This window comes from Microbacterium testaceum StLB037 (genome assembly GCF_000202635.1).
Lineage (GTDB): Bacteria > Actinomycetota > Actinomycetes > Actinomycetales > Microbacteriaceae > Microbacterium > Microbacterium testaceum_F.
Genome location: NC_015125.1, coordinates 1665604 through 1678716 on the forward strand (window position 1 = coordinate 1665604; position 13113 = coordinate 1678716).

The following is a 13113-nucleotide window of genomic DNA, read 5'->3' on the forward strand; positions in this document are numbered from 1 at the left end:
CGCGTTCGTTGTCGCGGCAGGATGGAGCGGTGAGTACTGAGCGGGACGCCGCGTACGCCGTTGTCGATGAGCTCGCCGAGTGGTCGGATTGGCGACCCTTTTTCGAGGTGGCCGAGGGTGCCCCCATGTCTCCCGGCGTGTATCAGATGCGCCTTCGGGATGATCTGATCGTCTATGTCGGAATGGCGGGGGAGCGTCGTGGCCAAGGTATCCGCGGACGGCTCTCGATCTACCGACGCGGCAAAGGGGCGGTGAGCGGTTTCGGTGAGGCGGCGCTGGATCGTGCGCTGGCGGATGCCGGGTTCATAGAGGAGCATCTCGCGAACGTCAGGGAGGGTCAGCCCTCGAGGGCATCGGTTTGGGCGATCGACGCGATTCGACGACTGGACGTCGAGGTCCGCTGGACCCCGTGCGAGACTGCGGCATCAGCGTTGGCAGTGGAAACAGCGGTCGTCGCGTTGCTGCGCACGCATGGCATCTGGAATCGTGTCGCCAGCCGCGCGATCCTGACGCCCGCATCCGCCCGGGCGGTTGCCGAGCAGCCCATTGAGGATGGAGCCGGGGGCCCGACGACAGTTGTCGCACTGAGTGGGGAACTCGGTCGCGACGACGGGGGCAAAGCGGTGCGGCGCACCCTCCGGCAGGGCTTTCCCGACCATGTTCGCCACACGTCATGGGACCCGCTGACTCCCGCCCATGTCGCGTACGTGCGGTCGAGACTAGGTGGCTCTCGCTACTGAGTCGTCGTCGAGGCGAGGGTCAGGGCACCCAGAACCCGAGCGTGCAGAGCAGCCGTGTCTCATCGTCGGCATCCGCGGGCGGGTCGATGGCCGGCGGGAAGACTCCCCACTGCCGCCACTCGTCGGCGTGCGGGGTGACGTGCTCGTTGAAGCCGGCGACCAGTTCGGGGGAGAGGTGGAACGGGATGCCGAAGTGCTTCGCGATCGAATACGCCTGGAACGCGCGGTACGTCGCGAGGTGCGCGAAGCCCTCGTCGGCCGGGTAGTCGCCGTAGGTGAACCGGAAGGTCTCGGCGATGTCGCCTGACCGCACGGCTGCCGTCGCCTTGTCGTTGAGCGCGTCGTATGACGCGATGGGGTCGTCGCCGAGCAGGTCGACGTCGGCGTACGGGTCGCCGTCCGCGACCGCGCGGCCCGCGAGCACGTCGGGAACCCAGGCTTCGTCGTAAGCATGGCGCCCCAAGATGCCGAGCAGCGTGGGCGACTCGAGCTGGCTCCACTCCTTCGGCACGGGGTCGTACAAGTCGGCGGGATCGAGCTGGTCGATGACCTCGCGCAGCGCGGCATCGGCGTGGAGGAAGAGGGTGGCTGGGGTCATGGCGCCGACCGTACTCCGAGCCACCGACACGGACCAGACCTGTCGCGGCGCACGATGAGTCTCAGGCGCGCCGGACGCCTGCGCGCTCGATTCCGGTCAGGAGAACGTCGATCGCGAAGTCACGCCGTGCCGAGTCGTCGGGGCCGGTGAGCAACGACGCTGAGCGAGCAACGTGCGGGAATCGCTCGGCGTCGGCCCGTTCGTAAGCGGTCAAGACGTGTTCGCGATCGTCGCCGACATCCCCCCGGTTGAGCCGGACGGTCCGCTCGACGGCGGTCGATGCGGCGAACTGCGCGATGAGGTCGACCGCGAGCGCGGCGCGGTCGGCGGGGACACCGCCCGCCTCCATGAGCGCCAACTCGTGTTCGGCGAGACGGAGAGCGCCGGGGAGGACCGGGATCGAGCCGAGCGCGATCGTGCCGAGGCCGGGGTAGGTCTCCAGCGTCTCGATCGTGTGGACGACGGTGCCGGCGAGGGCGTCTCGCCAGTCGCGCCCGCCGCCGGTGGCATCCACGAGCGACACCTCTGCGTACGCGGCGTCCAGGACGTGCTCGAGCAGGATGTCGCGGTTGCCGAAGTATGCGTAGAGCGAGGCCGGGCCGGTTTCGACCCGCGCGGCGACGTGCCGCAGGCTGACCGCGTCGACGCCGTTCTCGCGGATCAAAGCCATCGCCGCCTCGAGGATCGACTGGCGGGACAGGGGCTCTTTCGCAGGGCGGGCGCGGCGCGAGACCGGTTCTGCGGGTGACGACATGCGGACACGCTATCACTTGACACGATCGGCATTCGTGACGAACATTGTTCGCGAACATCGTTCGTGAAGGAGTGATCATGTCGATTTTGGTTGTCGGCGCCAGTGGCGCCGTGGGTGGTGCGGTCGTGGCGGGTCTGCTCGATCATGGGGAGCGGGTGCGCGCGACCAGTCGCACGCCGCAGAAGCTGGCTCTGCCGGCGGAGGTGGAGGTGTTCGCGGCGGATCTCGATGACCCGGCGTCGTTCACCGACGCTCTGACGGGTGTCGAGCGCGTCTTCCTCTACGCCGACCTCGCCGAGCCGGAGGCGTTGCTGGCAACCTTCGCGGCCGCGGGCGTGCGTCACGTGGTCGTGCTGTCGTCGTCGTCCGTGACGTTTCCAGGCGCGGCCGAAGACTTCAACGGGTCGCGCTTCCTCCGGGTGGAGGAGGCCGTCGTGCGGTCGGGTCTCGCGTACACGTTCCTGCGACCGGGCGGATTCGCGAGCAATGCGGCCCGCTGGAGCTGGGGCGTGAAGGGCGAGAGTGCCGTTCCGCTGCCGTACCCCGATGCGGTGCAGGCGCCCATTCATGAGCAGGACATCGCCGATGTCGCCGTGGTCGCCCTCACCACCGATGCCCTCGTCGGCGCCGCGCCGGTGCTCACTGGACCGGAGCGTCTCACCCTCCGCGAGCAGGTCGCGCTGATCGGCGACGTCATCGGACGCCCGGTGGCGGTGATCGAACAGACCGAGGCAGAATCGTCCGCGATGCTGTCGCGGTTCGTTCCCGAGGTATGGGTGCGGCAGATCATCAAGGATTGGCGTGAGGCGGTCGGCGCGACTCCACCCATCTCCGGTGAGTACACCCGCATCACGGGTCGCCCGGCGCGCACCTTTCGGGCGTGGGTCGTCGACCACGGCGAGCTGTTTCGTTGAGGGCGGGCCGAGGCGGCGTTTGATAGCGCGAGGGCCCGAAGACGGACGCCATCGACTGTCTGCAGCCGCCCGGCGATGCGAGCACGACAGAACAGGTTGCGTTCCGAAACGGGTGCTCACGATCATCTAGGCTCCGATACCACGGCCGAGTCGTAACGGGCGTCAGGGGGAATGTGATGACCATCGATACACGTCGAATCATCGGCGAATCCGTCGACGACCTGGCGGAGGGCCTCCGTCCGTTCATCGAGCGGGTGTTCGCGGAGCGACTCCCCGGTGGGCCGTCCTGGGTGCAGATCGTCGCTCACAAGGACGAGCTCGCGGGCAGACCCACCGCCCATCATCATGCGAATGACGTCGGACTGATGCTGCGCGTGATGACCGAGAAATTGGGCAACCTCGGCTACCCCTTCGATGGGCATATTTCGCGACAAGCGACGAACTGGGCGAGCGAGATGCGCGAGGTGCGTAACAAGCATGCGCACCAGGTCGAATTCAGTCTCGCCGAGACGTATCGGGCTCTTGATTCTGCTGAGTTGCTCCTTCGCGAAGTCGGCGCGGCCGACGAAGCGCAGCGGATCGCGGCGCGTAAGCCCGCGGTGCTGTCGGCACTCGGCGGTGGGGCGACCGGCCGCTCGCTTCCCTCCCCGCCGAGCGCGCCGCTTCCCGCGCCGCCGATTTCGCAGCTCCCCTCGCCACCCGCTGTTTCGAGCGCTTCGACGACCGAGCCCGTGAGACCCGCCGGATCGGACGCAGTGTCCGCAGAGCCGCTCACCCGCCGGCAACGGCGCGAGCAGCCCGAGACGGACGCGTTGGCGACCCCACCCGCTGCCGCGTCGAGCGCGCGCCTCTCGCTCGACGCGGTCACCGAGCTCAGCTACGCCATGGCGCATGCGCGCATCGTGCCCGTGCAGGAGATTCGGGTCGCATATGCGGGGCCCGAGCTCCGCGGAGCGTCTCTCGAGATCGAGGCCGCCACAGCCACTGGTTCCCTGGGGGCGCCGAAAGTCGTCATTCTCGACCTTGCGCCCGGGCTGAAGACGCTCGCGGGGCTCGACCTGCTGTCCCTCGATCCTGCTCCGATGCTTCAGGTCGATACGGAGCAGCCTGGCTCCATCACCCTCACTCTTCGCGGCCCCGACGGCACGGTGATCGCCGATCATCGGCATCCGGTCACCGTGCTGGCCGCGAACCAGTGGATCGCCAGGGAGCTGCACCTCGGCCTCGAGCTCCTCGCATCCTTCGCTCAGCCGCAGGCGACCGCATTGACGCCCGTCCTGCAGCGTGCCTCGGATCTGGTGGGGCAGTCGAGCGGTCGCACCGATCTCGACGGTTATCAGAGCGACAACCCCGCTCGGGTGGACGCCATGGTCGCGGCCATCTGGGATGCGGTGCGCGAACTCGACATCCGCTATGCCGAGCCTCCGGCGAGTTGGGGCCTGCACGGCCAGAAAATCCGCACGCCGCAGGAGGTGCTCGAGGGCCGACTCGGAACCTGTCTCGACACGACGCTGACGCTCGCCGCGCTGCTCGAGCAGATCGGGATCAACTCGACGCTGTGGATGGTGGACGGGCACATCTTCCTCGGGTACTGGCGTGAGAACGGCAGTCTTGGTCTACCCGCGACCACCGACATCGAAGAAGCGGTCAACCTCACGAAGCTGGGCCGGATCTCGTTGCTCGAGACCACGCAGGTGACCGGTGGCGCAGCATCCGCCCCGTTCGAGACCGCCCGCGCCACGCCCCGGGCGTACCTCGAAGCGCGCCGGGATGAGATCCTCGGCATCACCGACGTGCGCGCCGCCCGTGAGAACGGAATCTTCCCGCTCCCCAGCCGCAGGTTGGGTCCCGACGGTGAGGTGACCGTCGTCGAGTACCGACCGCTGGATCGCGTCCTGGCGCCGTTCGTCGCCGACCAGCGCGATGCACAGGGCCGCGCAGTGGCTCCACCGAGAGTGGCGCAATGGAAGAACGCCCTGCTCGACCTGAGTCTGCGCAACCGCCTCATCAACTTCACGAGTCGCGCCGGCTACCAACTCGCGGTACCGGGCGCGGCACTGGGCCGCCTCGAGGACATGATCAACGGAGGAGCGAGCGTCACGCTTCTCGCGTCCGACGACGTTCCCGAGATCGCACGAGAGCGGGGCATTCGCTTCGGTCGCGACCGCGACGAGGCCGATCGAGAGGCGCTGCTGGCTGACAAGAGGCAGGCGCACCTCACCGACGTCACTCAGGCGGCCTACACGACCAGGCTGCGCGCTCTGGCCGCGAAAGCCAAGACCGTCACCGAAGAGACCGGGGCGAACAACCTCTACCTCGCGTTCGGCACCCTGCGGTGGGAGTTCAACGACCGGCAGCTGCAATCGCCGCTCGTTCTCGTCCCGGTGACGTTGGAAAGCGTGTCGCGTGGACAGTCCTTCCGTCTCGTCCTAGACGAAGCGGGTGCGTCCACGCCGAACTATTGCCTCCTCGAGAAGCTGAAGGTGAGCTTCGGCATCGAGGTACCCGGGCTCGCGAATCCGGCGACGGATGCCGCGGGCATCGACCTCGGCGCGGCGTTCGATGCCGTGCGCCAGGCGATGGTCGACGCCAAGCGGCCCTTCGTCGTGGAGGACACCGTTCACCTCGGCATCCTCCAGTTCGCGAAGTTCCGGCTCTGGAAGGATCTCGACGACAACTGGGAAGATCTCGCGACGAACTCGCTCGTCACCCACCTCATTACGTCGCCGAATGAGGCGTACATCGACGATGTCCCCGCGCCGGTCGACGTCGATCTCGATGCGCTGTCGGCGCAGGTTCCCGTCTCCGCAGATTCGTCCCAACTCGAGGCTGTCGTCGAGGCCGTCGAGGGCCGCACGTTCGTGCTCGAAGGCCCCCCGGGTACCGGCAAGTCGCAGACCATCACGAACCTGCTGGCTCGGTCGCTGGCTTCCGGCAAGCGCGTGCTCTTCGTGGCAGAGAAGCGTGCGGCTCTGGAGGTCGTGAAAGATCGATTGGATGCCGTCGGGCTGGGCGCCTTCTCGCTCGACCTGCATGACAAGGGTGCGCGGCCGAATGCCGTGCGCGAGCAACTCCGTGCGGCGCTCGACGCCACGGCCCGGCCCGATCGAGCGGCGTTGTCCGCGCAGCGTGAGGCGGCGGAGTCCAGTCGTGGCGCGCTGTCGCGTTACGCGCAGCGGGTTCACGAACCGAACGCCGCGGGTCTGTCCCTGTACTCGGCGCGATCGCAGTTGCTGGCATCGGCTGCGGACATTCGGCCCTTGGATGTGCCCGCCTCCCTGGTTGCGTCGGGCGATCACATCGACGAGCTGCGCTCGACTCTGCGGGAACTGCCCGCGGTCAGCGATCTCGCCCGCCCGGCAGCGACGCACCCGTGGGGGTTCGTCGACGATCCCGATATCGACGCGGTCTCGCTGCACAGCGCGGCGCGCACGTTCGATGATGCGCTCGCCGCCGTCGGTCCGAGTGAGTTGCTGTCGCGCGTGCGTGAGCCGCAGCAGATGGAAGCGTGGGCAGGTGTCGCTCGCGCGCCGCGCCATCCCCTTGGTGCCCTCGACCGTGTCCAGCTCCCGTCGATTGATGACCTCCTTCGGCGGCTCGCAGAGGCCGCAGCGCAGCCGCCTGCATGGCTCGCCCAGATCGACCCGCGGGTGCTCTCGCGGGACGTTCGCGACATCCACGCCGCTGCCCTGGCCGCGGATGCGTCGTCGTTCTTCGGCCGCAAGAAGCGTCGGCGCGCGGTGCTGGCCCAGTTCGCGGCCGACCTGCGCGTCGAGCAGACCGCGATCGACCTGCGCGGTCTCTCGGCACTGACCGGGGTAATGGCCGAGACGGCCGCACAGGTCGACGAGTTGCGTAGTGTGCTGCAGCGACAGCCCGTCGTGGTCGCGGCCCCCGACGTCAATCCGTATATGCCTGGCGCGGCGGAGCAAGTGGGAGCCGCCCTCACGTGGGTGGGTTGGCTCTCGAGGACCCTCGCGTCCGATGCCTCGGCTGCCGGAGACCTCCGCTCGGATCTACGCCGTGTTTACGAGACCACGGCTCCGGACGTGGCCTCGGCCGAGCGATACGCAGCGCTCGCCGCAGCGTGGCGGGCAGTAGCTGCTGCTGCGGGAGGTGGCGCGTCACCTCACCGCCTCGCCGTCTGGACTGGGGAGGAGGGAATCGCATCGACCTGGGAACGTACTCGGACGGCGCGCAACCTGGCCACGACCGAACCGGTCACGCTCGGCCGCTGGATCGACCTCCTCCGGCACGTTGAACCCCTGCGGCGCCATGGAATGAATCACGCGCGCGAGGCGATTCTGGCCGGTCGCGTCCGCGCCGACGACGCGGCGCTCGCCTTCGACAAGGGCGTCGCGGCGGCGTCCCTCGATGAGCGCGAGGACGCTACCGCGCTCAGTGACTTCGATCCCACCGCGCACAACCGAACGATCGCGCGGTTCGCGGCGAGTTCGGCCGCCATCCGCGGCGAGCTTCCGCGGGCTCTGCCCGCTGACATCCTGTCTCAGCGGCGATTCGACCCGACCTTCGACGGCGGCGACATGGGCGCGCTCAAGCGTCAGCTTTCGCGTCAGCGCGGTGGCGACAGCGTGCGGACGCTCATGGATAAGTACGGCGACCTGATCACCCAGATCACGCCGTGCATGCTCATGAGCCCGGAATCGGTTGCCCGGTTCTTCCCCGCCCGAGCCGGGATGTTCGACATCGTGGTGTTCGACGAGGCATCCCAGATTCGCGTCGCGGATGCCGTCGGGGCGATGGGGCGCGCGCGTTCGGTCGTCGTCGTCGGAGACTCCAAGCAGATGCCGCCGTCGACCTTCGCGGAGGTGACGGCCGACGTCGACGAGGCGGAGACGGAGGCGGGCCTCGTCGCGGATGAGGAGTCCATCCTCACGGAATGCACCCAGGCACGAGTCCCGAGCAAGTGGCTCTCGTGGCATTACCGCAGCCAGGACGAGGCGCTCATCGCCTTCAGCAACCACCAGTACTACGAGAGCCGCCTGTCGTCGTTTCCGGCGCCGCTGCGCGACTTCTCCGCGTCCGCGCCCGACGCGCTCGCTGCGTCGAAGCCCGACTACGGGCTTTCGCTCGTGCGCGTCGACGGTCGGTTCGAGCGTTCGGGTGCGCGCGGGGTCCTTCGGACGAACCGCGTCGAAGCGCAGACGATCGTCGACGAGGTGATCCGTCGGTTCGCCGCCGCCGGCGACACCGCACCGTCGATCGGCATCATCACGTTCAACGTCCAGCAGCGCGACCTCATCGACAACATGCTGCGCGACGCTCCGGATGAACGCATCGGCCGCGCACTCGACGAGCGCGATGGATTGTTCGTGAAGAACCTCGAGAGCGTACAGGGTGACGAGCGCGACACGATTCTGTTCTCGGTCGCCTTCAGCAAGAACGACCGCGGGATGCTTCCGCTGAACTTCGGACCGCTCTCTCGCGCGGGCGGCGAACGCCGGCTGAACGTCGCGGTGACTCGTGCGAGACGACAGGTCGTGCTGTACGCGAGCTTCGATCCCGCTGAGCTGCGTGCCGAACAGACCTCGGCCCGTGGACTCAAAGACCTGAAGTCGTATCTCGAACTCGCCGCGCGCGGAGTCGCGCCGACCGACGACTCCACGTCTCGTGCGCCCGTGATCGATCGCCACCGCGACGAGATCGCCGCGGTCCTGACCGAGCGCGGACTCGTCGTGAAGACGGACGTCGGGCTCTCGGACTTCCGTATCGATCTCACGCTGGCATCCGCGTCCGACCCCGCCCAGCCGCTCATCGCCGTCCTGCTCGACGGTGAGGGCTGGCGCGCGCGCCGCACGGTGGCCGACCGCGATGGCCTGCCCGTTGATGTCCTCGGCAAGTTGATGCGGTGGCCGGGGGTCGAAAGGGTGTGGCTGCCGGAATGGCTGGATGATGCGGATGCCACGGCCGACCGGCTCGTCGCGGCGGTTGAGGCCGCCAAGGCCGGCGTCCGGTCTGTGTCAGACGCGCCGGTGGAGCGGGTCGAGAATCTTGACGCGCTTCCGGCGGAGGAGCCGCTTGAGCCTCCGCGCGGGGCAATGCCGGCAGGACAGGACGACGAGGATGCCGTCACTGTGACGCATCCGCACGTCCGCCCCTTCGTGCCCTGGACGTCCACCGCGTCGGGGGGAGTCGCCGTGCTTGATGCGCTTCCGAGTCCATCTGCTGCTCAGCGGGTTCGCTCCGTCCTCGTGGAGGCGATCGTCGCCGAGGGGCCAATCTCGCGAGCACGCTTGGTGAGGCTGGTGGCGGAATCGTTCGGACTGTCTCGTGTGTCGGGGCCCCGGGCTGCGGCGATTCTTGGGCTGATCCCGGATGCTCACACCCGCCAGGGCGACGAGCAGTTCGCCTGGCCGGTGGACGTGGATGTCGCCACCTGGCGTGATCTTCGCACGAGTGCTTCGGGGGAGAGTCGACCGCTCGAGTCCGTGGCTCTGGAAGAGATCGCGAACGCGATGGCCGTTGTTGCTGAGCTCGGTGGTGGGGTGCGCGAGGACGAGATCAAGCGAGAAGCTCTGCGACTGCTCGGGGGGAAGCGGATGACGACGCAGATCTCCGAGCGACTCACCGAAGCATTGACGGTGGCGGTGGCGACCCGACGGGTCGAGCTCGCACCGTCGGGGGCCTATCTCGCTCGTTTCTGAGTGGCCACGATCGATTTTGGACGACGGATAGAGTGACCTCGATCACGAGGGGGCGCAGTATGGGGCGAGGGTTCGCTGTCATCGATCTCGAGACGACAGGTCTGTTTCCGCAGAAACACGATCGCATCGTCGAGGTGGCGATCGTGCATGTCTCACCAGCAGGCGTCGTCGAGGGAGTCTGGGAAACACTCGTCAATCCGATGCGCGACATGGGCGCGCAGCGCATCCACGGCATCAGTGCCGCTGCCGCCGCGCGAGCCCCGGAGTTCAGCGCACTCGCCCCGTCCATTGCCTCGCTGCTACGCGGGCGGGTGCCTGTCGCACACAACGCCAGCTTCGACGCGCGATTCTTGGCCCACTCGATGGAGCACGCCGGACTGGCCTGCCCCGATCTTGCGTACTGGATGTGCACGATGCAGCTCGCGGGCACCTTCCTGCAGGGCAATCGCAGTCTCGCCGACTGCAGCGCGGCGATCGGATATGCCATGCAGAACGCCCATCGTGCTTCGGCGGATGCCCTCGCTGCGGCGGCACTCCTTCGCGCCTACCTCGGCGCGGGTCACGACCCCGCGTGGTGGGATGGTTGGCTCGCGACCCCGGGGGAGTGGCCGGATGAGCCGTTCGACACGACGGCCTGGCTGGCGCGCACGGACTCCGACACGGCGCCGCGGTCGGTTCTCGAGCGGTTGCACGTGGACGTCGCGACCGACGCCATCGACGACGGCGCACTGAACCTCGACTACCTTGCTCTGCTCGACCGGGTCCTCCTCGATCGGTACATGTCCGCGACGGAGACCGACGACCTCATTCGATTCGCCGCGGAACTCAACCTTTCGAGCACCGCAGTTCGCCGTCTTCACCGCGCCTACTTCGACGGTTTGGTTTCGGCGGCCTGGGCGGACGACCATCTCACCGCTGACGAGTGGGTCGATATCCGGAAGATCGGCGGGCTGCTCGAGATCGACGCGCAGACGATCGCCGGCGCCGCCTCGAAACCGGATGCCGCGGCGCCGACCCTCACCACCGGCTTCCGCCTGTCGCCGGGTGACACCGTCGTCATCACCGGCGATACGCGCCGGGATCGAGCGGCGTGGTTCGCCATCCTCACCGAGCGAGGTCTGATCCCAAAGGACAGCATGGTGAAGAAGGCCAAGGTGCTTGTGGCCGCCGACCCTGACTCGATGTCGGGGAAGGCGCGGCAGGCGCGGGCCTGGGGGATTCCGATCGTCACGGAGGAGGGGCTGGAGAGGTTGCTGGGGCTGTCTGCGGCTGAGTAGCGGCGTCTAGGGACCTCAGCGTGCAGGGGACGATGCCCTAGGGGGCGTGTCAGCACCGCTATGCACATCCCGCCATGATTTAGGGCAGGATGTTCCACGTCGCAGAGATTCGTCGACGAGCTGCCGTCCGCGAGCGACGCCATGGGGGTGGGGCGGAGAATGGTCGAGAACGCAATCGCGGATAACGCGGCCGAGCGTCTGACGGAATCGGCCTGGGGGGTGGGATACCGGACGGTCTTCCGAGTAAGGCCGCATGTCGATGCGATCGAAGTCGCCGAGCGCCACGTGCGCGGGTGGCTCGGCGAGAAGCTTGGTGGTGTCGGTCGACTCGACGACTGGGACGGTGCCACCAGCCGTGACTTCGATGATCGATACTCAATCTTCGTCACAGGTATCCACGACGCGGATGAGAGCGTTGGACGCAGGCTCTACCGGTTGGTCGACGCTAACCTCACCGGGACATTCATTATTTCCATCTACGCCGCACGAGAGACTGGTGCAAAGCGGGGGCTTCTCGTCGTTGAAGGCGCACTGGACGGGGTCACCGACGACGCTGCTTTGGACGTAGTTGGTACCCCGCGCATTGTGCGTGACCTCCTCGATGAGCTTGAGCCACTTGATGGATCGACTCTCCTGACTAGCCGGCCGCAGTTCGTCAGATCTGAGGACGTTCGTTCCGTCCTGGACGCAATCACGGACAAAACTCGCATCGGGTCCGTGATTGTCGCTTCTTCGCCGGGCACGGAGGTAGATGTTGCGTGGTCCGAGATCATCGAGAAACTGACGCGCAATAGCCTCGGAGTCGCTGCGACATTTGTGATCGCTGCGGAAGCTGTCCCTGTTCTCAACCAGCACTTGCCGGCGTCGCACGAAGCGCCGGCCGGCCGCGTACGAACCTTTGGCCCGGACGTCCAGCTCGACGATCCGCTCGACGGTCGGGCGCACCGCTTCCTCGGCCCATCCACACTCGCTCGGGCGATTAGGGGTCGAACCGTCATCGGCAAGCTACCCGCAGTGCATGCCCGCGGGCCGCGACTGCGTCTTCTGGAACGCGCGCTCCCGGCAGATGCCCGTCGAACCATCGAGTTGCTCGATCGAGCCGGCCGACGGCAGAGAATCGCTGAGCAGGTTGCGATCGAGTCCGCAGGCGAACAGCGGATACTCCCCGATTCGAGCGCCGCTGGCGCGCCGTCCGAGAGCGGTCCCTCGGAGGCAACCACGGGTACGCGGACACCCGTCTTGGCGATTCTCAAGCGCGTGCTGGCCCGGTGGCTTGGGCGCGCGGAAGTTACCGAACTCGAAGTTGAGGAACTCGACACCTTCATCGCCGCGAATATCGCGGATGCTCGCGTGGCCCACGACTACATCTCTGAAGTTGAAGCCGAGAACGATCGCTTGCTGACTGAGTTGACTGGTCTGCGAGCGCAGCTTGACGAACTCGGATTTGAAATTGCACTTTCCGCAGATGAGGTTCGAGTATTTAATCGTGAGAACCAGCTGCTCAAGGCGCGATTGCGTGAACTTCACGAGTTTACGCCCCCTATCGATGCTGAAGCCGAGCTTTGGGCTCCGCCGGCTGACGTCGAGGAATTGATCGCGCGCATAACTCCGGGTGAGGATGCTCACGCGGCATTGCAGTACGTGGAGTTCACTGGCGACCCTGCCGCTGTCGCTGAGGTCAGAAAGCGGGACCATTACGGCAAGTATGCAAGTGACTTGTGGGACTACGTGCGCGTTCTCGCTGAATACGCGGCTCTCCGCGAGGGTGGCGTATTCGATGGAAGCGTATATATGTACCTCGAACAGGACGACGTCGACGGATTCAAGTGTTCTCCGCAGCGGCATGCGGCACGCGAAAGCGACTCGGTTCTACAGAACAGCAAATGGCGAAGCGAGCGTGAACTACCCGTTCCGGCCAGTGTGGACGCCACGGGAAAAGTTCTGATGCAGGCGCACTTCAAGCCCACTCATCGAGACCAATTTGCCCCGCGCATGTACTACTTGGATGATCTAAAGTCCACCGGGAAGATTTACATCGGCTACATCGGTCGTCATCTCTCAAATACAAGAACGTCCTGAACTTGGGCTCCGGGAGCCGATGGCACAAGCGCCTGTTTGAGAGAAACCACGCGGTCCCGTCGTCCGCAGGAGGTCGACCTAGCGCT

General features: G+C 66.9%; 7 protein-coding genes. 5 read left to right on the forward strand and 2 right to left on the reverse strand.

Annotated features, from left to right (window positions below; translation table 11 throughout):
• Window positions 1–29 precede the first annotated feature (29 nt).
• Window positions 30–740: a nuclease subunit of the excinuclease complex gene (locus MTES_RS19710; RefSeq protein WP_013584660.1), complete on the forward strand. Its 711-nt coding sequence runs from the start codon at window positions 30–32 to the stop codon at window positions 738–740.
• A 19-nt stretch (window positions 741–759) separates the two neighbouring features.
• Here MTES_RS19710 and MTES_RS07675 read toward each other — a convergent pair whose 3' ends face one another.
• Together MTES_RS07675 and MTES_RS07680 are read right to left on the reverse strand one after the other, a co-directional pair.
• Window positions 760–1338, reverse strand: a complete 579-nt coding sequence (locus tag MTES_RS07675) for a hypothetical protein (protein WP_013584661.1) — start codon at window positions 1336–1338, stop codon at window positions 760–762.
• A gap of 61 nt (window positions 1339–1399) precedes the next feature.
• Entirely contained in the window at window positions 1400–2092 is a 693-nt protein-coding gene (locus MTES_RS07680; RefSeq protein ID WP_013584662.1) for a TetR/AcrR family transcriptional regulator, read from the reverse strand.
• 44 nt (window positions 2093–2136) lie between these two features.
• Here MTES_RS07680 and MTES_RS07685 point away from each other — a divergent pair, with 44 nt between their 5' ends.
• The 4 genes from MTES_RS07685 to MTES_RS19270 all read left to right on the forward strand — a co-directional run bounded on the left by MTES_RS07685 (window position 2137) and on the right by MTES_RS19270 (window position 13027).
• Window positions 2137–3006 (forward strand): NAD(P)H-binding protein, encoded by an 870-nt coding sequence (locus MTES_RS07685; RefSeq protein WP_231848158.1) that lies wholly within the window; start codon window positions 2137–2139, stop codon window positions 3004–3006.
• A 176-nt stretch (window positions 3007–3182) separates the two neighbouring features.
• On the forward strand, window positions 3183–9671 hold the full coding sequence (locus tag MTES_RS07690) for a DUF3320 domain-containing protein (protein ID WP_013584664.1): 6489 nt from the start codon (window positions 3183–3185) through the stop codon (window positions 9669–9671).
• A gap of 59 nt (window positions 9672–9730) precedes the next feature.
• Window positions 9731–10948 carry an exonuclease domain-containing protein gene (locus tag MTES_RS07695; protein WP_013584665.1) on the forward strand — a complete coding sequence of 406 codons (1218 nt, stop codon included), beginning with the start codon at window positions 9731–9733 and terminating at the stop codon, window positions 10946–10948.
• A gap of 159 nt (window positions 10949–11107) precedes the next feature.
• Window positions 11108–13027: a hypothetical protein gene (locus MTES_RS19270; protein ID WP_013584666.1), complete on the forward strand. Its 1920-nt coding sequence runs from the start codon at window positions 11108–11110 to the stop codon at window positions 13025–13027.
• Window positions 13028–13113 lie beyond the last annotated feature (86 nt).